This window comes from Methylopila sp. Yamaguchi, from assembly GCF_002897035.1.
GTDB lineage: Bacteria > Pseudomonadota > Alphaproteobacteria > Rhizobiales > Methylopilaceae > Methylopila.
This window is the reverse complement of sequence record NZ_BAUX01000003.1, coordinates 318,326-339,418: the sequence shown is the minus strand read 5'-3', so window position 1 is coordinate 339,418 and position 21,093 is coordinate 318,326. Positions and strand designations below refer to the sequence as shown.

19 protein-coding genes and 1 pseudogene are annotated in these 21,093 nt (G+C 71.2%); 9 read left to right on the top strand and 11 right to left on the bottom strand.

What is annotated here, in order from left to right; genetic code table 11:
* Positions 1 to 398, bottom strand: a pseudogene (locus METY_RS05845) (hypothetical protein); the annotation flags it as partial.
* Positions 399 to 543: 145 nt separating this feature from the next.
* Here METY_RS05845 and METY_RS05840 point away from each other — a divergent pair.
* The 3 genes from METY_RS05840 to METY_RS05830 all read left to right on the top strand — a co-directional run bounded on the left by METY_RS05840 (position 544) and on the right by METY_RS05830 (position 3,498).
* Positions 544 to 750: a heavy-metal-associated domain-containing protein gene (locus METY_RS05840; protein ID WP_103120433.1), complete on the top strand. Its 207-nt coding sequence runs from the start codon at positions 544 to 546 to the stop codon at positions 748 to 750.
* A gap of 103 nt (positions 751 to 853) precedes the next feature.
* Complete coding sequence (locus METY_RS05835; RefSeq protein WP_244593527.1) at positions 854 to 2,245, top strand: sigma-54-dependent transcriptional regulator; 1,392 nt, start codon at positions 854 to 856, stop codon at positions 2,243 to 2,245.
* Between the two features lie 125 nt (positions 2,246 to 2,370).
* On the top strand, positions 2,371 to 3,498 hold the full coding sequence (locus METY_RS05830) for a TIGR03364 family FAD-dependent oxidoreductase (protein ID WP_103120458.1): 1,128 nt from the start codon (positions 2,371 to 2,373) through the stop codon (positions 3,496 to 3,498).
* Here the strand turns inward: METY_RS05830 and METY_RS05825 are convergent, their stop codons facing one another.
* The gene (locus tag METY_RS05825; RefSeq protein WP_103120432.1) at positions 3,499 to 5,202 is read right to left on the bottom strand and encodes a TadG family pilus assembly protein; all 1,704 of its coding nucleotides are present in this window, start codon (positions 5,200 to 5,202) and stop codon (positions 3,499 to 3,501) included. It abuts the gene before it with no gap.
* Between the two features lies 1 nt (position 5,203).
* Positions 5,204 to 5,641, bottom strand: a complete 438-nt coding sequence (locus METY_RS05820) for a TadE family protein (RefSeq protein ID WP_103120431.1) — start codon at positions 5,639 to 5,641, stop codon at positions 5,204 to 5,206.
* 338 nt (positions 5,642 to 5,979) lie between these two features.
* Here METY_RS05820 and hisS point away from each other — a divergent pair, with 338 nt between their 5' ends.
* Complete coding sequence (hisS, locus tag METY_RS05815) at positions 5,980 to 7,461, top strand: histidine--tRNA ligase (RefSeq protein WP_103120430.1); 1,482 nt, start codon at positions 5,980 to 5,982, stop codon at positions 7,459 to 7,461.
* Positions 7,462 to 7,632: 171 nt separating this feature from the next.
* On the opposite strand, the gene METY_RS05810 is transcribed toward hisS, so the two are convergent.
* From METY_RS05810 to METY_RS05795, 4 genes are all read right to left on the bottom strand, one after another.
* Complete coding sequence (locus METY_RS05810) at positions 7,633 to 7,908, bottom strand: hypothetical protein (protein ID WP_103120429.1); 276 nt, start codon at positions 7,906 to 7,908, stop codon at positions 7,633 to 7,635.
* Positions 7,909 to 7,988: 80 nt separating this feature from the next.
* Positions 7,989 to 8,126: a cytochrome bd-I oxidase subunit CydX gene (gene cydX, locus METY_RS05805; protein ID WP_103120428.1), complete on the bottom strand. Its 138-nt coding sequence runs from the start codon at positions 8,124 to 8,126 to the stop codon at positions 7,989 to 7,991.
* Between the two features lie 12 nt (positions 8,127 to 8,138).
* Complete coding sequence (gene cydB / locus METY_RS05800; RefSeq protein WP_103120427.1) at positions 8,139 to 9,296, bottom strand: cytochrome d ubiquinol oxidase subunit II; 1,158 nt, start codon at positions 9,294 to 9,296, stop codon at positions 8,139 to 8,141.
* A 29-nt stretch (positions 9,297 to 9,325) separates the two neighbouring features.
* A complete protein-coding gene (locus METY_RS05795; RefSeq protein WP_103120426.1) occupies positions 9,326 to 10,909 on the bottom strand; it encodes a cytochrome ubiquinol oxidase subunit I in 1,584 nt (527 codons plus the stop codon).
* Positions 10,910 to 11,060: 151 nt separating this feature from the next.
* Between METY_RS05795 and cydD the strand changes: the two genes are divergently transcribed.
* On the top strand, positions 11,061 to 12,827 hold the full coding sequence (gene cydD, locus METY_RS05790; RefSeq protein WP_103120425.1) for a thiol reductant ABC exporter subunit CydD: 1,767 nt from the start codon (positions 11,061 to 11,063) through the stop codon (positions 12,825 to 12,827).
* Positions 12,824 to 14,488: a thiol reductant ABC exporter subunit CydC gene (cydC, locus tag METY_RS05785; RefSeq protein WP_103120424.1), complete on the top strand. Its 1,665-nt coding sequence runs from the start codon at positions 12,824 to 12,826 to the stop codon at positions 14,486 to 14,488. The genes cydD and cydC overlap by 4 nt, the downstream gene beginning before the upstream one ends.
* 90 nt (positions 14,489 to 14,578) lie before the next feature.
* Here cydC and METY_RS05780 read toward each other — a convergent pair whose 3' ends face one another.
* The 4 genes from METY_RS05780 to METY_RS05765 all read right to left on the bottom strand — a co-directional run bounded on the left by METY_RS05780 (position 14,579) and on the right by METY_RS05765 (position 17,887).
* The gene (locus METY_RS05780; RefSeq protein WP_103120423.1) at positions 14,579 to 15,250 is read right to left on the bottom strand and encodes a helix-turn-helix domain-containing protein; all 672 of its coding nucleotides are present in this window, start codon (positions 15,248 to 15,250) and stop codon (positions 14,579 to 14,581) included.
* Positions 15,251 to 15,341: 91 nt separating this feature from the next.
* Positions 15,342 to 15,719 (bottom strand): response regulator, encoded by a 378-nt coding sequence (locus tag METY_RS05775; protein ID WP_200819605.1) that lies wholly within the window; start codon positions 15,717 to 15,719, stop codon positions 15,342 to 15,344.
* A 67-nt stretch (positions 15,720 to 15,786) separates the two neighbouring features.
* Entirely contained in the window at positions 15,787 to 16,404 is a 618-nt protein-coding gene (gene fixJ / locus METY_RS05770) for a response regulator FixJ (RefSeq protein ID WP_103120421.1), read from the bottom strand.
* The gene (locus METY_RS05765; protein WP_103120420.1) at positions 16,394 to 17,887 is read right to left on the bottom strand and encodes a PAS domain S-box protein; all 1,494 of its coding nucleotides are present in this window, start codon (positions 17,885 to 17,887) and stop codon (positions 16,394 to 16,396) included. The genes fixJ and METY_RS05765 overlap by 11 nt, the downstream gene beginning before the upstream one ends.
* Before the next feature lie 125 nt (positions 17,888 to 18,012).
* Here METY_RS05765 and METY_RS05760 point away from each other — a divergent pair, with 125 nt between their 5' ends.
* From METY_RS05760 to METY_RS05750, 3 genes are all read left to right on the top strand, one after another.
* Positions 18,013 to 18,858: a universal stress protein gene (locus tag METY_RS05760; RefSeq protein ID WP_103120419.1), complete on the top strand. Its 846-nt coding sequence runs from the start codon at positions 18,013 to 18,015 to the stop codon at positions 18,856 to 18,858.
* Between the two features lie 70 nt (positions 18,859 to 18,928).
* A complete protein-coding gene (gene hemN, locus METY_RS05755; protein ID WP_103120418.1) occupies positions 18,929 to 20,278 on the top strand; it encodes an oxygen-independent coproporphyrinogen III oxidase in 1,350 nt (449 codons plus the stop codon).
* 121 nt (positions 20,279 to 20,399) lie between these two features.
* Positions 20,400 to 21,077: an OmpW/AlkL family protein gene (locus tag METY_RS05750; RefSeq protein WP_103120417.1), complete on the top strand. Its 678-nt coding sequence runs from the start codon at positions 20,400 to 20,402 to the stop codon at positions 21,075 to 21,077.
* The last annotated feature ends 16 nt before the right edge of the window (positions 21,078 to 21,093 follow it).

The window sequence follows — 21,093 nt, the reverse complement described above, 5'->3', positions numbered from 1 at the left end:
GTCTTGAGCCGCATCAACGCCGCGTCGTGCTTGGCGACCTCCTTGGCGACCGAGGTCACCAGGCCGCCGAGCGCCGCGATCTCCTCGACCAGCGGCCGGGTCGCGGCCTTGGCGCGGTCGGAGACCGCCGCGTCGAGGGTCGAGAGCCGCACGTCCAGAGTCTCGATCCGGCTCTGGAGCTCGGTCACCACGCGGTCGAGGTCGTCGACACGCTCGAGCTCGGCGCCCGGCGCGCGCGCGAAGGCCATGTGGAGCACGGCCATACCCGCCAGCGCGGCGAGCCCGACGAGCATGCCCTCGGCGAGACCGAAGTTCAGGCCGAAGCTCGCCATGACGGCGACGCACGCCGCCGTCACCGTCATGGCGACGGCGACGAAGACATCGGCGGGCTTGAACATTGGCGTCATCCGGGCAAAAGGCCTTGGCGACCATTGCAGATTCGCGATTCCGCGGCCAACCCGTCGTCGTCCGAGCGGCGGTTCCCCACATGATGTGGCGAAGACGGCCGCCAGCGTCGGTCGAAGAGCGGGAAAGGAGAGACCCATGATCGTTCTGGACGTGTCCGGCATGACCTGCGACGGCTGCTCGAAATCCGTCCAGTCCGCGCTGTCCGCGCGCGATCCCGACGCGGTCGTGGTGGTCAACCGCGTCGCCCGTCGGGTGTCCGCCGACACCACCCTCACCGCCGAGGAGGCGATCGCCGCGATCGAGGCGGCCGGCTACGACGCGCAGCTCGCCGTCACCGGTTGAAGCGCGGCTCTCGCTCACCTTTCGTTTACCCTGTTTCGCCAAGGTGACGCATCGGCGCGCGGTTCCCGCGCGCCCCGGCGGATCGAGGTTTGCAGGGCATGGCATGGCTGAGCCGCGCTTAAGCGACTGGAGCGGCGGCCGCCCTCAGGCTCGGCCCGAGGTGCTGCTCGTCGACGACGACGCGGCCTCGCTGCGGGTCGCGACCGTCGCGGTCGCCACCGCCGGCGGCGAGGTGACCGCCGCGATCGGCGCGCGGGACCTACCCGCCGCCCCCGGACGCCGCGCGCCCGCCTACGCCATCGTCGACCTTCCGAACCGCGACGCGCTCGACGTCGTCGACGCCCTCGCGGCGAGCGGCGTCATCGTGATCGCGACCAGCGGCGCGGGCTCCGTCAGCCTCGCCGTCGAGGCCATGCGCCGCGGCGCGATCGACTTCGTCCTCAAGCCCTACACGCCCGACGGCTTCGCCCGCCGGCTCGCCCTGCGATTCGCCGAGCGGAAGGAGCCGCAGCCGGCGGCGGCCAGAACGGAGGCCGCCCACGGCTTCGTCGGCCAGTCGCCCGCCATGCGGGAGCTCTACGGTCAGATCGACCGCATCGCCCCCTCCCGCGCCCCGGTGTTCATCCTCGGCGAGAGCGGGGTCGGCAAGGAGCTCTGCGCGGAGGCGATCCACGCCCGTTCCGGCCGCGCGGACAAGCCCTTCGTGGCGCTGAACTGCGGCGCGATCCCACGCGAGCTGATGGAGTCGGAGGTCTTCGGCCACGTCCGCGGGGCCTTCACCGGCGCGAGCGAGGACCGCATCGGCGCGGCCGAGGCCGCCAGCGGCGGCACGCTGTTCCTCGACGAGATCGGCGAGATGGAGATGGCGCTGCAGGCCAAGCTGCTGCGCGTGCTGCAGACGGGCGAGTTCCGCCGGGTCGGCGAGGCCAGGGCGCGCCGCGCCGACATCCGCATCGTGTGCGCCACTCACCGCGACCCGCACGCCGAAATCGCCGCCGGCCGGTTCCGGCAGGACCTGTTCTACCGTCTGCACGTGCTTCCCATCCGGCTGCCTCCCTTGCGCGAGCGCGGCGACGACGTGGCGCTGCTGGCGGAAACCTTCCTCGCCCGGTTCTCCGCGGAGGAGGACCGCAGCTTCACCGGGTTCGCCCCTGAGGCGCTCGACCTGATCCGCGCCTACGCCTGGCCCGGCAACGTCCGCGAGTTGCAGAACGTGGTCCGCCGCGCCGTCGTGCTCGACGACGGCGATGTGGTGACGGCGGAGATGCTGCCGGCGGAGGTGCGGGCGGCAGCGCCGCCGCGTCCGGCCGCCGCCGCGCCAATGGCCGACGCGCCGATCGAGCCGTTCCACGTCACGGAGCGCCGGATCATCGAGCGCGCGATCGACGTCTGCGGCGGCAACCTCGCCAAGGCGGCGGCCGCCCTCGAGCTCAGCCCCTCCACGATCTACCGCAAGCGCGAGCGCTGGGCCGCCGGGGGCTCCTCGCCGGTCTGACACCCTCGGGATGGCGCCGGCGACGCGCCGGAGGCGCCGGCTCGCGCCCAGCCGCGCGCCGGGCCCGGCTTGACGCGCGCTCCGGGATGGGGCCAGCGTCGCCGGCGTTTCATCCGGACCCCATGATGCCCGACACATTCGATCTCGCCGTCGTCGGCGGCGGCGTTCTCGGCCTCGCCCACGCGCTCGCGGCCGCCCGCAGCGGCCGGCGGGTCGTCGTCGTCGACCGCGAGGGCCGCGCCAACGGCGCCTCCGTGCGGATGCCGGGGATCGTCGGCGTCACCGGCCAGCCCGCGGGCGGCGCGTGGCGGCGGGCGAAGCGCTCCCGCGACGTCTGGGCCGACGTCGCGGCGCAGGCCAGCGTCCGCATCGAGCACGAGGGCCTCGCCATCGTGGCGCGACGTCCGGAAGCCGCCTCGGCGCTCGAGGCGTTCATGGCGACGGAGATGGGAGAGGACTGCACGCTCTACACAGCGGAGGACGGCCACGCGCTGTTCCCCCAGTTCAAGGGCGCGATGTCGGCTGTGTTCTGGAGCCCGCACGAGCTGCGCGTGGAGGCGAAGAGCGCGATGCCGAAGATCGCGGCGTGGCTGGCGGAGGCCCACGACGTCGCTTTCCGATGGGAGACCGCGGTGACGGCGATTGAGGAAACGCGGCTCACGACCTCGCGCGGGGCGATCGAGGCCGAGGCGATCGTGGTCTGCCCCGGCGACGACTTCCGGTCGCTGTTCGGCGAGACGCTCGCGAAGGCCGGCCTCGTACGCGCCAAGAGCCATATGCTGCGGGTGCGTCCGGAGGAGGGTTTCGAGCTCCCCGGCGCGGTCGCGACCGACCTCAGCCTGATCCGCCTCCCCGGCTTCGCAGAGCTGCCGGAAGCCTCGGCCCTGCGCGCGCGGCTCGAAACCGAACAGCCCGAGCATCTGGCGCATGGCGTCGCCCTGATCGCGACCCAGTCGGCGGACGACACGCTGGTTCTCGGCGCGAGCCGGCAGGTGGACGCGACGCCGGATCCCTTCCAGACGCAGGCGATCGACGAGCTGATACTCGAAGAGTTCGCGGCCGTGTTCGGCAAGCGCCCGAAGGCGGTGCTGTCGCGCTGGATCGGCACCTACGCCTTCAACCCCGAACGCCCCGTGGTCGTCGAGGCGCCGGCGCCGAACGTCCGCGTGGTGGTGGCCGCTTCCGGGGCCGGGGCGACCGGCGCCTTCGCGATCGGCGAAGAGACGATCGCCGAGCTGTTCGGCAAGGGCTGATCAGCCCGCCAGCGCCGCGCCGTCGCACCGGACGCCGCGCACCTGCACGTCGGCCTGGCCGATCGAGACGCCGAGCGTCTCGAGCAGCGTGTTCAGCACCGGGTCGACCAGCCCCGCCACCGGCGCGAGAAGACCTTTGAGCAGCGTCTTCACCGCGGACTCCGAGCCGAGGGGCGACAGCCCGATCCCGAGGAATTTGACCTTGGGGTCGAGACCGGCGATCAGGCTCGACAGCGTCGACTTGGCGATGTCGGTGGTCTTGACGCTCTTCACCGTCTGCGCCGCGATCGCCGCCGCGTCGAACGGCACCGCCGTCTCGTTGAGGTTTGTCGCCGCCACATGGGCCGAGCCGGTGATGGTGACCAGCAACGCGTTGACGAGCGTCGCCTCCCCGATCGCCGGGGGCTTCAACGCGTTCCAGTTCGCGAGGCTCGTCGGCTCCCCGATCCAGAGATCGGCGACCGACGGCGTCACGTTCAGCGTGGCCGAAGCGTCGGCCGCAGGCGTCAGGCCGCAGGACACCGCCGACAGCCGGGCCTTGCCCGAGGCGATGTCGATAGCGATCGGGAGCCGCACGGCGGCGCCAAGGATGCCGCCGCCAACCTGAGCGATCAGGCGCAGCCGGGTCTGCGCCGTGCTCACCGTGACGTCGTTCTGTCCTACCGAGAGCCACGGCGAGGACTGCGGACGCTCGCCGGTCACGATCGACGCCGTGAGCCCGAGAAGGCCCGGCGCCTGCAGGCCGAGGTCGAGGTTGATCGCGTTCGTCCCGTTCGCGATCTGCGCGGAGGTGGTGAAGATGTCGAGAAGGGAGACGCTCGTGGACAATCCCGCGGTCGCGCTGGACCCGACGCTCAGCGTGCCCAGCGGCCCGAGCGACGCAAGCTGGTTGAGCTTCACGACGTTCGACAGCTTCGCGCTCGCAAGCCGCGCCAGCGTCGCCTTGGTCGTGGCGCCGCCGCCGCCCACGTCGGCGAGGGCGCCGGCGATCTGGCTGATCGTGGCGTTCGCGGCCAGCACCTTGTCGTAGGACCCGGCCGTCGCCCCGGTGCGGACCGCGAGCGCGTCGAGGAAGGTCAGAAGGTCGACCTTGGCCGAGGCCAACGCGCTGTAGTCCATCACGCTGAGCGAGACCGAGCCGCCCGCGAGCGCCGACAGCAGGGCGTTCGCAACGCCGCCGTTGAGCGCGGCGAGCCGCGAGCCGATGGTGAACGACGCGTACTGCGTGCTGACCGCGAGGCCGGAGGCTTTCACGCGCAGGGCGGGCGTCTTGGAGATCGCCCTCCCGAAGAACAGCGGCGCGTTGACGCCCAGATCGACTTTGGCGGCGTTGATCGGCGTGGCGTTGGCGCGAAAGCGGCCCTCCGGCGCGAGACGGCTGTCGGGCGTGTAGTTGCCGAGCGTGACCGCCAGCGACTGAGGCGTCAGTCCGTTGGCGGCGAGCGTCGCGCGGGCCGCTTTCTCCGCCTTGCCGAGGTTCTGCGCGGCCGAGATGGCGGCCAGATCCACCGCGCTTTGCGCCCGGCGCCGCTCCACGAAAACGCGCGCGACGTCGACGCCGATCGCAAGCGACGCGATCGCGGCGAGGCCGAAGGCGGCCGTCAGGATGGCCGCGACCCCACGATCGTCGGCGGCGAACCCCTTGATCCAACGTCCAAAACACCGCGCGCGGCGGCCTCCGCCCGATCCGAGGACGCCGCACATGTCAAAACCCTCCGCGCTGGATCGCGGCGGAGCGCGTGATCGTCTTCGACGGCAGCGGGAGCAGGCCCTGAAGGCCCCAGATCGCAAGCTTGCTCGCGTCGTACGACACCGCGACTTCGAACACATTCGGGTTGGTCGAAGATACTTTCGCCGTCACCGAAGTCTTCGTGGGGTCGATGAGCGTAAAGCTTGGGGCGGCGCTGGCGACATGCGCGCGCGCGATCGCAATACGCTCCGCGTCGTTCAGCCCGGCGACGGAGGCGCGCGCCGCGTCGGCCGCCAGTTGTTGGACGCTGTTCGCGGCCCCAAGGTAGACGCCATAAAAGATGACGCCCGCGAGCATCGTGATCAGAACTGGGGCGATCAGCGCGAATTCCACCGCCATCGAGCCCGAGGCGGCCGCGTTGATCGCCCGCAGACGTGAGAACACACGTCTCATGGCGAGCCTCAACGGACGATTGCATTCGACGGGCGCGGCGAACCCGCTCGCCTGCGTTTGTGATCAGATGACCATCAACCCTTTAACAGAGTGTTGTGCTGATATTGAAAATGGAACCTATACGTGCATCTATCGGACCCTTAGGCCGCGGGTGTTTTCCGCGCGGCCTGGCGTCAAGAACAAAGCTCGGCTGACTCCGTTTTATAGATCCCGTTGCTGTCTCAACTGCCGCCGTCACGCGCCGGGCTCGTTCGCTCGCGGCGCTCCGTTGCCGAGCGCCTCCGCCTGCGCTAGGGAGCGGGGCCGCCGCACGGCCCCCGACGCATTGTGGACATCCGATGAACGCCCGCCGCACCGATCTCACCCAGGCGCGCACCCCGCGCGGCTTCGCCGACCGCGGCGCGGCCGAACTGGCCTCCACGCGCGCCATGGCGGACCGCATCCGCGAGACCTATGAGCTCTGGGGGTTCGAGGAGGTCGAGACGCCGTTCTTCGAATACACCGACGCGCTCGGCAAGTTCCTGCCGGACCAGGACCGCCCCAACGCCGGCGTGTTCTCGCTGCAGGACGACGACGAGCAGTGGATGTCGCTGCGCTACGACCTGACGGCGCCGCTCGCCCGTCATGTGGCCGAGAACTTCCAGAAGCTCGCCAAGCCCTACCGCAGCTATCGCTTCGGCCCCGTGTTCCGCAACGAGAAGCCGGGTCCGGGCCGCTTCCGCCAGTTCCTGCAGTTCGACGCTGACATCGTGGGCGCGCCCTCGGTCGCGGCCGACGCCGAGATGTGCATGATGATGGCCGACGCGATCGAGGCCGTCGGCGTCCGACGCGGCGACTACGTCATCAAGGTCAACAACCGCAAGATCCTCGACGGCGTGATGGAGGCGATCGGCCTCGGCGGCGAGGAGAACGCGGGCCGCCGGCTGACGGTGCTGCGCGCGATCGACAAGCTAGACCGGCTGGGCGCGGACGGGGTGCGCGCGCTGCTGGGCGCTGGCCGCAAGGACGAGAGCGGCGACTTCACAAAAGGCGCGGGGCTGGACGAGGCTGGCGCCGCGCGCGTTCTGTCGATCCTGGAGGCCAAGCGCGCCACCAACGCCGAGACGGCGGAGGCGCTCGCGGCCGAGTTCGCCGCCACGCCTGTCGGCGCCGAAGGCGCGACGGAGCTCAAGGCGATCGCCGATCTTCTCGCCGCCGCCGGCTATGACGGCCGCGTTTCGGTCGATCCTTCCGTCGTCCGCGGGCTCGAGTACTACACCGGTCCTGTCTACGAGGCCGAGCTGACGTTCCAGATCGCCGGCGACGACGGCAAGCCGATCCAGTTCGGCTCGGTCGGCGGCGGCGGGCGCTACGACGGGCTGGTCGGCCGTTTCATGGCGGAGAACACGCCGGCGACGGGCTTCTCCATCGGTGTCTCCCGCCTGCAGGCGGCGCTTCGGGCGCTCAAGGGCGAGGCCGGGGAGGCCTCGACTGGCCCGGTCGTCGTGCTGGTGTTCGACCGCGACCGCATCGGCGACTCGATGGCGCTCGCGGCGCGGCTGCGGGCCGCGGGAATCAAGGCCGAGGTCTATCTCGGCGGCTCCGGCATGAAGGCGCAGATGAAATACGCCGACCGCCGCAAGAGCCCCTGCGTCGTCATCCAGGGCTCGGACGAGCGCGAGAAGGGCGAGGTTACGCTCAAGGACCTCGTCGAGGGCGCCAAGGCCGCGGCCGCCATCGCCGACCGCGCCGAGTGGACCGAAAGCCGCCCCGCGCAGGTGACCGTGCCCGAGGCGCGGCTGGTGGAGGAAGTCCAGGCCATCCTCGCCCGGCATCGCTGAAGCGAGATCCCGTCCGAGCCCGATCTTCCGACGCGTTAGGCGAGATCGCGGCCGTCCTCGACAGGCGCGCCGTCATGCCCGGCGAAGCCGGGTATCCACGACTTAGCCGCCGCAGCGGTCGACGCCTCAAATCGTGGATACCCGCGCGAAGGCGCGGGCATGAGGGCGTGATCAGTCCGTCCCCTTGGCGAGCGCCGCGGCCACGTCCTCGGCGCTCGCCTGCGCCATCGGCATCAGGAGCTTCACGGCCTCGGTCTTGGCGCCGGCGCGCATGATGAGGATGACGGTCTCGGCGCCGCCGCAGGCGGGGTCCCCGCAAGCGATCTCGCTGACCGTCACCGCGTCGTCCTCGCCCAGTCCCAGCGCCTCGCGGGCGTAGGCGGCCACGCGGCGGGAGGCGTCGGCGCGGGCGGGATCCTCGACGCGGGAGCGGAAGAACAGGGCCATGGCCGCGTTCTACGCCAGGAGGCCCTCCCCCGGCCAGAGCCGAAACGCGAAGGGCGGCCTCGAGGGCCGCCCTCGCTCCTTCAGTCCCGCAGGGGCATCGACGGCTCGCGCAGGGCGTCCGGGGCGCGTCGGTCCTCGCGCATCTCGAACCACATCGCGTTGAGGATCGCGAAGGCGCAGGCGAGGCCGAGCCCGAGGATCCAGGAGAAGTACCACATGGCGGCTCGTCCTCAGTAGGCGTTGGGATTGCGGTCGATCGAGGCCGGCGTGACCGTCCCCCGCATCACCCGGAACACCCAGGCGGTGTAGGCGAGGATCAGCGGAAGGAAGATCGCGGTCGCGAGCAGCATGACGAACAGCGTGAGCTGGCTCGACGAGGCGTCCCAGACCGTCAGGCTCTGCGACGGATCGAGGTTCGACGGCAGCAGGAACGGGAACAGCGCGAGCCCTGCGGTCGCGATGATCCCCGCCACGCCGAGGCTCGTGCCGGCGAGCGCGGTCCAGCCGCGGCGCGCGGCGAAGCCGAGGAGCGCCAGCAGCAGTCCGGCCGCCGCCGCCATGGGCGCCGCGATCATCCAGGGATGCGCCGCGAAGTTGCCGAGCCAGGCGCCGGCTTCCAAGCTTACGGTTTTGCCCAAGGGGTTGGACGGGCCCTGCGGATCGACGACGCTCGCGTAGACGTAGCCGTCCATCAACGCGATCCAACCCCCGCCAATGGCGAACAGCACGAGCGCGGCGGCAGCCGCCGCCGCGCCGAACAGGCGCGCGCGCTCCGTCACCGGGCCATGGCAGCGCAGCGTGATCATCGCGGCGCCATGGGCCACGAGCATCGTGAGGCTGACGAGCCCGGCGAGCAGCGCGAAGGGGCGCAGCAGGCCGAAGAACTTCAGGAAAGTCCCGCCCTCGTAGATCGGCCGCAGCGTCGGGTCGAAGCCGTGGGGCACCCCGAGGAACAGATTGCCGACCGCGACGCCGAAGATGAGCGCGGGCACGAAGCCGCCGACAAACAGCGCCCAGTCCCAGGCCTCCCGCCAGCGCGGATCGTGCGCCTTGCCGCGAAACTTGAAGCCGACCGGCCGCAGGATCAACGCGAGCAGGATCGCGATCATCGCGAGGTAGAAGCCGGAGAAGCTCGCGGCGTAGAGCGGCGGCCAGGCTGCGAAGATCGCGCCGCCGCCGAGGATCAGCCAGACCTGGTTTCCCTCCCAGGTCGGGCCGACGAGGTTGATCAGGACGCGGCGCTCGTCGTCGGTCTTGGCGACGAAGGGCAGCAGCGCGCCGACGCCGAGATCGTAGCCGTCCATCAGCGCGAAGCCGATGAGCAGGACGCCGAGCAGCAGCCACCAGATCAGGCGCAGCGTTTCGTAGTCGAGCGGGATCGTGTGCATGGGTCCGTCTTTCCTGTCGCGGCTCAGTCTCAGCGATCGGCCGCAGCGGCCGCGCCCGCGGGCACGTGCGAGGCGCCGGCGAAGCCGTCGATGAGGACGTTGCGCGTGGAGGGGCCGCGCCGGATGATCTTGAGCATCAGGACGACCATGATCACGGCGAGCGTCGTGTAGAGGGTGAGGAAGAAGCCGAGGCTGATCGCAAGGTCGCCGAGGGTCAGGCCGGAGGCGGCGTAGAACGTCGGCAGCACGCCTTCGACCACCCAGGGCTGGCGGCCGTACTCCGCGACGAGCCAGCCGGCCTCGATGGCCACCCACGGCAGCGGGAGGCTGACGAGAGCGATCTTCAGCAGGGCGCGGTTGGCGTCGATGCGGTGACGCGTCGAGAGCCAGAAGGCGACCGCGAAGAACGCGATGAAGTAGAGGCCGAGAGCGACCATCAGCCGGAACGACCAGAACAGCGGCGCGACGGCGGGCACGGTGTCGAACGCCGCCTGCCGGATCTCTTCCGGCGTCGCGTTGGCGACGTCGCTCCGGTAGCGCTTCAGCAGCAGCGCATAGCCGAGGTCCCGCCAGTTCTCCGCGAACCGCGCCCGCGCGGCCTGGTCCTTCGGGTCCTTGCGGATCGCCTCGAGGTCCGCCGCCGACGCCATGCCATTGCGGATGCGCGTCTCCGCGTGCTCGACCAGCGGCAGGATGCCCGGCAGCTCGGTGTTCAGGCTGCGGGTGGTGATGAGGCCGAGGACATAAGGGATCTTGAGCTCGAACCGGTTACCGTCGGCTCCGGGCAGCGCGAACACGGTCAGGCCCGCCGGCGCGGGCTCGGTCTCCCACATCGCCTCCATGGCGGCGATCTTCATCTTCTGATGCTCGGTCGCGACGTAGCCGCTCTCGTCGCCCAGCACGACCACCGAGAGGCTGGCGGCCAGGCCGAAGCTCGCCGCCACCGCCATCGAGCGCTTGGCGAGGTCTTGGTGCAGGCCGCGCAGCAGGAAGTAGGCGCTGATCGCCATGACGAACATCGCGCCGGCGACATAGCCCGCGCTCACCGTGTGGACGAACTTGGCCTGCGCCACCGGGTTGAAGAGCACCGCGACGAAGTCGGTCACCTCCATCCGCATCGTGTCGGGATTGAAGGTCGCGCCGACCGGATTCTGCATCCAGCCGTTGGCGATCAGGATCCAGAGCGCGGAGAAATTGGCGCCGAGCGCGGTCAGCCAGGTGACGCAGAGGTGCGCGACCTTCGACAACCGGTCCCACCCGAAGAAGAACAGGCCGATGAACGTCGCCTCGAGGAAGAAGGCCATGAGGCCCTCGATCGCGAGCGGGGCGCCGAAGATGTCGCCGACGTAGTGGCTGTAGTAGCTCCAGTTCATGCCGAACTGGAACTCCATGACGATGCCGGTGGCGACGCCCATGGCGAAGTTGACGCCGAACAGCGTGCCCCAGAACAGCGTCATCCGCCGCCAGATCTCGCGGCCGGTCATCACGTAGACGCTCTCCATGATGGCCATCAACAACGACAGCCCGAGCGTCAGGGGAACGAAGAGGAAGTGGTACATCGCCGTGGCCGCGAACTGCAGTCGCGACAGGTCGACGACCGTGAGGTCGATCATGGTCTGCCCGCCTATTCTGAGGCCCGGCCAAGACAGGCGGCCGGTTCGACCATGGCGGTACGCCGACGCTTCGGGCGTCGCTTTGATCTGGAACAAGGTGACAGAAAGCCCGCGTCCTTAAGCGCTGGAGCGTGATCCAAAGGACTGCTCCATGACGAACGACGCGCGCACGACCTCCGCCCGCACGGCCGCGCGGGCCGCCGCGCGACGGCTGTCCGCCCTGAGCCGCGGCGCCGCGGCCCCCCTCGCTCTCGCCGCCGGCGCGCCGCTCGTCGGCGGACTGCTGCTGATCGCCCAGGCGGCGCTGATGGCGCGCGCGCTCGACGGGGCGATCTCGGGCGGGACGACGCGCGCGGACCTCGCCCCCGTACTGCTCGCGATCGCTGGACTGATCGTCGCCCGCGCCGGCCTCGGGTTCGTCGGCGACTGCGCCGCGGCCGCCGCAGCCGAGACGGTGAAGCGCCGGCTGCGGAACGACCTGTTCCGGCGCCTGCTCGCGGGCGACGCGGTCGCCGCCGCGGACCGGCGGTCCGGCGCGCTCGCGAGCGCGCTCGTAGACCAGGTCGAGGCGCTCGACGGCTTCGTCGCCCGCTTCCTTCCGGCCGCCGTGCAGGCCGCGCTGCTGCCGCTCGCCTTCGCCGCGGCGGCCTTCGCCTACGACGTGACGGTCGGGCTTCTGTTTCTGCTGACCGCGCCGCTGATCCCTGCGTTCATGGCGCTCGTGGGCTGGGGCGCGCAGGCCGCCGGCGACGCGCAGGCCGCGGCCCTCGCTCGCCTGTCCGGGCGCTTCGCCGACCGGCTGCGCGGACTGACGACGCTGCGTCTGTTTGGCCGGCTGGAGGCGGAGGCCGCCGCGCTGGAGGCCGCCACCGACGAGCTGCGCGTCCGCACGCTGCGCGTGCTGCGCATCGCGTTCCTGTCGTCGGCGGTGCTGGAGTTCTTCGCAGCGCTGGGGGTCGCGGGCGTGGCGCTCTACGTGGGCCTGTCCTACCTCGGCCTCGTCGATCTCCGCGCCGCGCCGCTGACGCTGGGCGCCGGCCTCGCCTGCCTGCTGCTCGCGCCCGAGGTCTACCAGCCGCTCCGGCTTCTCGCCGCCCATCACCACGACCGCGCCGCGGCCATCGCCGCGGTGCAGGAGATCGAGCGCCAATTCGGCGCGCTCGCAACGTCAGACTTCACCCTTGCCGCCCCGGCGCTCGTCCGCTGCGACGACGGCCCATGGGCGATCGAGGCGAGCGCTTTGACGCTGCGCACGTCCGACGGGGTCACGATTCTCGACCGGGCTGATCTGCGCGCGTCGGCAGGGGCGCGGATCGCCGTCGTCGGCCCTAGCGGCGCCGGGAAGTCGACGCTGCTCGACGCGCTCGCACGGCTGCGCCCGGCCGAGGGGACGATCCGGCTGGGCGCCCGGGCGCTCGCGGGGATCCCGGAGGCGCGACTTCGCGCCGGGCTGGGCTACGTCGGCCAACGCTCCCGCCTGTTCCACGGCACCATCGCCGACAACATCCGTCTTGGGGATGCCTCCGCCAGCGACGACGCCGTGCGCCGCGCGGCGGACCGCGCCGCAGCGCTCCCCTTCGTGGAGCGGCTGCCGGACGGATTCGAGACCCTTGTCGGCGAAGGCGGGCTTGGCCTGTCCGGCGGCGAGGCGCAGCGGATCGCCCTCGCCCGGCTCTATCTCCGTGATCCCGCCGCGATCCTGCTCGACGAGCCCACGGCCCATCTCGACGCCGCGACCGAACGCCTTGTGCTGGACCGACTGCTGACCTTCGCGCGCGGCCGCACGATGCTCGTCGCCACCCACTCCGCGACCGTCGCCGACGCGATGGACGGCGTGCTGCGCTTCGAAGCGGGTCGTCTCGCGCCATGCGGCCCGCGTCAGCCGCGCGCCAGCCTCGTCAAGGACGCCGCGGCATGATCGCGCTGCTCTCGTTCCGCCGCCTGTTCGCGGCCCACGCCGGCCGCTTCGTTGCGGCGCTCGCCCTGTCGCTCGCGACGCTCGCCGCCGGCGTAGCACTGCTTGGCCTGTCCGGGTGGTTTCTGACCGCCGCCTTCCTCGCGAGCGCCGCCGCGAGCTTCAATCTGTTCGGGCCCTCGGCCGCGGTGCGGGGCCTGTCGATGCTTCGCATCGCCTCCCGCTACGGCGAGAAGCTCGCGGGACACGACGCGACACTGAAGGTTCTGGCCGAGATCCGGGGCTGGACCTTCCGCGCGCTCGGACGCGGCGGGCTCGACCTCGGCCGTTCGCTGCGCCGCGGCGACGCGGTCGCGCGGCTGACCGCCGATGTCGACGCGCTCGACAGCGTCTTCATCGTGGCGGCGGGACCGCTCGCGACCGGCGCTCTCATCGGACTCGGGCTCACGGCGCTGCTGGGCGTCCTGCTGCCCGCCGCCGCTCCGGTCTACGGGCTCGCCATGGCGTCCGCGCTCATTGGCGCGCCGCTGCTGCTGGTCGCGGCCACGCGACGGCTCGGGGCGGACGCGGTGAGGCTCTCGGCCGAGTTACGGATGGCGACCCTCGACGCGCTCGAAGGCCGCGCCGACCTCGTCGCCTTCGGCGCGACGGAGGCCGCGCGCCGACGCTCCGCCGCGATCGCCGAACGGCTTGCGCGGGTGCGGCGAGGCCTCGCGGCGCGCGCCGGCCTCGCCTCCGCCGCGGTCGCGGTCTGCGCCGGCGCTGGCGCCCTCGGCCTGCTGGTCGCAAGCCTTGAGGCGCACGCCGCGGGCGCCCTGAGCGGCCCGCTTGTGGTCGGCCTTGTTCTGGCGGCGCTCGGCGGCTTCGAGGCGACGGCCGTCGTCGTGCGCGCGATCGGCAAGTTTGGCGCGGCCGCCGCGGCGGCGGAGCGGCTGAAGACGATCAACGACGCCGTCTGCCCGGTGGCGGAAGCGCTCCGTCCGCCGCCGCTGCCGCGCGGCGGCGGCTTCGCTTTCGACCGCGTGACCTACGGCTATGACACCGGCCGTCCCGTGCTGCGGGCCCTCTCGTTCTCGGTCGCCGCCGGCGAACGCGTGGCGATCGTGGGGCCGAGCGGCGCGGGAAAGTCGACGCTCGCCGCATTGCTGCTGCGTCTGGCGGATCCCCAGGCCGGCCGCGTCAGCGTCGCCGGTCGTGATCTCCGCGAGGCGGCGTCGAGCGACCTGCTCCGGCGTGTGGCGCTGCTCGAACAGCACGCGCCGATCTTCGGCGGCTCGGCGCGCGAGAACCTCGCGATCGGCGACCCCTTCGCCGACGACGCCGCGCTGTGGGCCGCCCTTCGGAAGGCGCGGCTGGACGACGTGATCGCGGCGCTTCATGGCGGTCTCGACGCGCCGCTCGGCGAAGCGGGCGGGACGCTGTCCGCCGGCCAGGCCCGCCGGCTGTGCCTCGCCCGCACGCTGCTGTCTCCGGCGGAAATCCTCGTGCTGGACGAACCGACGAGCGGCCTCGACCGCGCGACCGAACGCGCCTTCCTCGAAGATCTCGGTCCGGCGACCGAAGGACGCACCGTGCTGCTGATCACCCACGCCGCGCTGCCCGAGGGCGTCGCCGACCGGACGCTGCGGCTCGTCGACGGTGTGGCGATCGAAGCGACGCCGTGATGGCGCGCGGCGCGCCGACGGACATGCGAACGCCCCGGCTTTGCGGCCGGGGCGTTCGTCGATCGCTCGAAGTGGGGAAGCGCGTGACGCTCAGGCGTCGAGCCGGCGTAGCGCGGCCTTGTCGCGCAATACGATCGATCGGCGATGGGCGGGAAGCTCGATCACCCCTCGACGCTCCAGTTCCGTCAGCGTGCGGGAGACGGTCTCGATCGTCAGGCCGAGATGATCGGCGATGTCGATGCGGGCCATCGGAAGGTCGACCGCGCCGGGATGCGGCAGCCTGCGCGATAGCCCGAGCAGAAAGGTCGCGACTTTCTCCAGCGCGCATTTCCGCCCGAGCAGCAGCATGTGGTCCTGCGCCCGCTCCAGCGCGTTCTGCATGGCCGACACCACCTGCCGGGCGAGCGCCGTGTCGCCGGCGGCGAGGGCCTCGAGTCCGCACGCGCGGTAGGCGACGACCGTCGCCTCCCCAAGCGCTTCCGCGGTGAAGCGGTGCTCCTCGCCGGCTTCGACGCCGAAGATCTCGCCAGGGAGGTGGAAGGCGTCGATCTGCCGGCGGCCGTCGCTGAGCAGCTTGTAGGTGCGCACCGCCCCCGTGATGACCTTGTAGAAGTAGGCCGCCGGCTCGCCTTCCGCAAAAATCTCCGCGTCCTTGATGAACGCGCGGATCGGAGCGGCCGCGCGTGGCGTGTGAAGCTCGTGGATCGGGGCGAGCGCGACGGCCGGCGAGACGGCCTCAACTGCGGCGTGAGAAGCGAGCATCGGAACCTCCGTCGGCGATGACCTGACGGGGACCAGCGTTAGGCCCGACTTCACAGTCCGAAAATTCAGATGCTCTCCTAAGGGGAAGCCCTTAAGGAGCGGCCAGGGCGCCGCGAATGCCCGCGACAAGAGCGCCGTCGTGCAGCGGCTTCTCCAGCACGAGGCCGAAGCCTGCGGCGTGCGCCCTTGCGCGAAGCCCGTCGCTCGCCTTCGCCGTGATCATGATGGCGGGAAGGCGCACCTGGCGCAGACGCAGATGCGTCATCAGCTCCACGCCTTCCATGCCCGGCATGAACTGATCGACGACGAGACAGCCGGTCGCCGGCAGATTGGCCTCGTCGCCGAGCAGCGCCGGCCCGTCGACGTAGAGCCGGACGTCGAGGCCTTCGAGCTCAAGCGCGAAGCGCAGCGAGCGGCGGACCGCCTCGTCGTCGTCGACCACGAGCACTGGGCCTCGGGAGGCGGGCATGGGAGCGTCCTGACTGAGCCGGAGGCTGAGCCCTACGCCCGAACGCTCAAGCGCTCCTTGATCTTCCTCAACGGGCGCCGCGCTCCGCCGCAAGCGACAGGCGGACCAGCTCCGACAGGCTCGCGGCCTGCATCTTCGTCATCACATGGGCGCGGTAGATCTCGACGGTCCGGGCGCTGATGCCGAGGTCGTAGGCGATCACCTTGTTCGCCTTGCCTGCAACGAGGCCCTCGAGCACCTGCGCCTCCCGCTCGGTCAGGCTGGCGAGCCGCTCGCGGATCGCGGCGGTCCGGGCGTCGGTCTCGCTCGCGGCGGCTCGGCGCGCGAGCGCCCCGCGGACGGCGGCGAGCAGGAGGTGGTCGTTGAACGGCTTCTCGATGAAGTCGATCGCGCCTTGCTTCATCGCCTCGACCGCCAGCGGGACGTCGGCGTGACCCGTCATGACGATGACCGGAATCCCGACGCCGCGCGCCTTCAGCCGGCGCAGCAGCTCGATGCCGTCAACGCCGGGCATGCGCACGTCGGTCAGCACGCAGCCCGGTTGAATGGCGTTGAGGCCGTTGAGGAAGGCCGAAGCCGACTCGTGGAGGCGGACCGGCAGCCCGTCGGAGGCGAACAGGAAGGCGAGCGACTTCCGCACTGCGAGGTCGTCGTCCACGACGTGCACGACCGCGTCACTGGACATCCGCAAGCTCCTTCTCGTCCACCGCCCGAAGCGTGAAGGCGAAGCGCGCGCCCTGCCCCGGCTCGCTCTTTGCCCAGATCCTGCCTCCGTGCGCCTCGACGATCGTACGACAGATCGACAGGCCGACGCCCATTCCCTGGGCCTTGGTCGTCTGGAAGGGCTGGAACAAGTGGTCCGCAATCTCCGGCGCGAGCCCGGGGCCGGTGTCCATCACCTCGACGGTCACGAGACCCGCCTCTTCGCCGGCGCGCGTCGCGACCGTCAGCTCCCGCCGCGCCGCTGACTCCATCGCCTCGATCGCGTTGCGCACCAGATTGAGCAGCACCTGCTGGACCTGAATGCGGTCGGCCAGCACCAGCGTCGCCCGGGGGTCGAAGTCGAACGTGACGCGGACGCCCCGCTCCTTGACGCCGACGAGCGCCAGCGCGCTCGCTTCCTCGATCAGCCGCGGCAGGCTCTCGACCTGTCGCTCGCTGTCGCCCCGGCGCACGAAGTCGCGAAGGCGCCGGATGACGAGGCCCGCGCGCATCGCCTGTTCCGCGGCCTGCCCCACGGCGTCGCGCAGGAGGTCCACCTGCTCGCCCTCCATACGCTCCAGGATGCGTCGCGAGCCGGTGAGGTAATTGGCGATGGCGGTCAGCGGCTGGTTGATCTCGTGGGCGAGCGTCGAGGCCATCTCGCCGAGCGCGGTGAAGCGGGACATGTGGATGAGCTCGGCCTGGAGCTCCTGCAGGCGCGTCTCGGTCTCCTGCCGCTCGGTGAGGTCGCGGATGAAGCCGGTGAAGTAACGCGCGCCGGCGGAGCGCATCTCGCCGACCGAAAGCTCCATCGGGAAGGTCGAGCCGTCCTTGCGCCGGCCGACGACGACCCGGCCGACGCCGATGATGCGGCGCTCGCCGGTCGCGAGGTAGCGGGCCATGTAGCCGTCGTGCTGGCCGCGGTAGGGCTCCGGCATCAGCATGCTGATGTTGCGCCCGACGACCTCCTCCGGGCTGTAGCCGAACTGACGCTCGGCGGTCGTGCTGAAGGACTGGATCGTCGCCTGCTCGTCGATGACGATCATCGCGTCCGGCACGGTCTCCAGGATCGACCGTAGATGCGCCTCGCGGGCGCGCAGCGCGTTGTCGGAGGCGAGGCGTTCGCCGAGATCGCGAATGGCGACCGCGAAGACCTCCGTGTCGCCCTCGCCCGCCGTCGCCGCGATCGCGACGAGCGCCGGAAACGAGCCGCCGCCGGCGCGAACGAGATCGCAGCGCGCTTCCGCCGAGCCCTCCGTCTGCGCGCGGGCGAAGACGGCCGTTCCCGTCGCGGCGTCGGCGTGCAGCGTCGCGAGGCGTCGCCCCTGCGCGTCCCCCGCGCTCAGGTCGAAGATGCGCTCGGCCGCCGGCGGCCAATGGATCACGCGGCCCTGCGCGTCCACGAGCACCAAGGCGAGGTCTGTCGCGGTCTGGGCGATCGGGTCGTCGGGCGGGGCGGAGGTCATTGCGCGATCCTATAGCGGCTTCCCGACCCGGGGCCACAGCCGGCGGCGCGCGCGCATTGCGCAGGATCAAGGCGGGCTCGTCCGCACCGCGCAAAGATCGAGCGTCACCAGACGGGAGATCGACGATGACGCCTCTGACGGACCCTGCGCCGGGCTACGCGAGCCTCGCGGTCCATTTCGACCTGACGCCCGCGGCCCGGGACCGCGGCCGGCTCGCGGTCGACCTCGCCGACCGCTTCGGCGCCCACGTCATCGGCCTCGCGGCCGAGCAGATGCTGCTGCCGATCTACGGCGACCTTGGAGGTCCGCATGTGGCGGCCACCATCGCCGAGGACGAGCAGGGCCGCGTCGAGGAGGAGCTGGCGGGCGCCTACGCCGCGTTCAAGGACGTGGTCGGCTCGCGCAACGACGTCGAGTGGCGGCAGGCCCTTCAGGAGCCGAGCCGGCAGGTCATCGCCAACGCTCGCGCCGCGGACTTGATCGTGCTCGGCCGGCGCTCCAGCAAGGACGCGGTCGACGTCAACCTCGGCGTCGCGCCCGGCGCCGTCACGCTCGAATGCGGTCGGCCGGTGCTGATTGCGCCGCCCGGCGTCGACCGCCTGTCCGCCCGCTCGATCGTCATCGCCTGGAAGGACACGCGCGAGGCGCGCCGGGCGGTGCGCGACGCGCTGCCGCTGCTCCTGCGCGCCGAAACGGTCGTCGTCGTCACCTCCAGCGGGTCGTTCCGGGACGAGAGCGCCGAGGACGTCGCGGCCTTCCTCGCGCGTCACGGCGTCAACAGCCGCCCGGAGGTGCGCGCGGGCGAGATCTCGTCGATCGCCGACGAGATCATCGACGCGGCGGACGAGATCGGCTCGGACCTCATCGTCGCCGGCGCTTACGGCCACAGCCGCACGCGCGAGTGGATGTTCGGCGGCGTGACGCGGTCGCTGCTCGAGACCTCGCCGATTCCGCTGCTCCTGTCCCACTGACGCGACGGGCGTCTGCGCCGCCTTTGATCTCGGTCAAAGCCTGCGCGCGCGCCGAGTGCAGGATGGCTCCATGCTCCCGCTTCGCCTGACCGACCTGGCTGATCGCCAGGTCCCCCGCTACACGTCGTACCCGACCGCGCCGCAGTTCCACGACGGCGTCGGGGCGGAGGATTACAGTCGCTGGCTCGGCGCGCTGCGCGAGGCGGACGCTCCCGTCTCCCTCTACCTGCACGTCCCCTACTGCCGGTCGATTTGCCATTACTGCGCCTGCACGACCAAGGCGACCCGGCGCGACGAGCCGGTGCTAGCCTACGCCCGGCGGCTGACGCGCGAGATCAGCCTCGTGGCCGAGCGGACAGGGCGGTTGCGGGTGTCCCACATCCACTGGGGCGGCGGCACGCCCAACCTGCTGCCGCCGGACCTGTTTGACGCCCTTGTCGCGGACCTCTGCGACCGCTTCGACGTCGACCCCTACGCCGAGCACGCGATTGAGCTCGACCCGCGGCATGTGACCCGCGAAAGCGCCCGGCGGCTCGCCGCCTCCGGCGTGACGCGGGCGAGCCTCGGCGTGCAGGACTTCGCGCCCGAGGTGCAATCCGCGATCGGCCGCATCCAGCCGCACCGGGTGGTGGCCGCCGCGGCCGAGGCCGTTCGAGCGGCCGGGATCGAGGGGCTCAATTTTGACCTCATCTACGGCCTGCCGCGCCAGACGCTGCGCTCGGTTCGAGAGACAGCGCTGCGCGCCGTCGCCCTGGCCCCCGATCGCATCGCCCTGTTCGGCTACGCGCACGTGCCCTGGTTCCGGGCGAACCAGCGGCTCATCGACGCCAAAGATCTTCCCGACGTCGAACTCCGGCTCGAACTCGCCGCGACCGCCCGCGAGGCGATCGAGGCGGCCGGCTACGTCCCCGTCGGGATCGACCACTTCGCCCGGTCGGACGACAGCCTTGCGACGGCGGCCGCGTGGGGGACGCTCCGCCGCAATTTTCAAGGCTACACGACCGATCGGGCGGAGACCCTCATCGGCCTCGGCCCTTCCTCCGTCGGGCGCCTGCCGGAGGGCTATGTCCAGAACGCCGCCGACGTCGGCGCCTGGGCCCGCGCGATCGACGACGGCCGGCTCGCGGTCGCCAAGGGACGCGCCCTCACCCCGGACGACCGGCTGCGCGGGGCGGTGATCGAACGGCTGCTCTGCAGCTTCGAAGCCGACCTCGGCGCGATCGCGATGGCCCACGGCGCCTCGCCCGCCGCTCTCCTGCCCGCGCTCGAGCGCCTGGAGCCGCTGATCGCCCAGGACTTCGTCCGCCTCGAGGGATCCCGCCTCAGCATCGTGCGCGACGCGCCGGCGCTGGCGCGGATCGTCGCGAGCGCGTTCGACGCCTACCTTGGCGCGGGCGCGCGTCATTCGCTGGCCGCGTGACGAAAAACCGTTTTCCAAAGCCGGCTCTACGTTTGACGCACGTCAACGAAAGCCCCGCCGCTGGAGTCTAAATCTCGAAGCGCTCCCAAGCACTTGGCTCGCACTTTGAGGATATGGACCCATGAAATTCCTGCTTGCGCCGGCGCTCGCGCTCGCCGCCCTTGCGCCCGCCATCGGCGTCGCCCGCGCGGCGGACGCGCCCCTCGACCCGCCCACCTTCGAGACCGCAGCTCCGTTCGACTGGAGCCGCTTCATGGTGAGAGGCCGGGTGATCGGCGTGGTTCCGCACAAGTCGAAGGCCAACTTCAACATCCCCGGCAGCGCGCATATCTCGTCCGACGTGATGCCCGAGATCGACTTCACCTATTTCTTCACGCCGAACCTCGCGATCGAAGTGATCTGCTGCGCCTCGAAGCACAGCATCAAGGGCCGCGGCGCGCTGAAGGGCCTAAACGTCGGCGACACCTGGGTCATCCCGGCGACGGTGACGGCGCAGTACCACTTCACCAACTTCGGAAAGTTCAAGCCCTACGTGGGCGTCGGCGTGAACTACTCAATCTACTTCAACGAGGACGGCGCGGGCCCGACCGTGCGGCGGCTCAACCTCAAGAACTCGGTCGGCGTCGCTGGCCAGATCGGTTTCGACTACATGATCGACGAGCACTGGGGCGTGAACGTCGACGTGAAGAAGATCTACATGGAGCCCAAGATCTCGCTCGCGGCCGGCGGCGCGAACGTCCATGGGCGCGCCAAGATCAATCCCTGGGTGATCGGCACCGGCGTCACCTACCGCTTCTGAGCGTTCGACGGCGGCT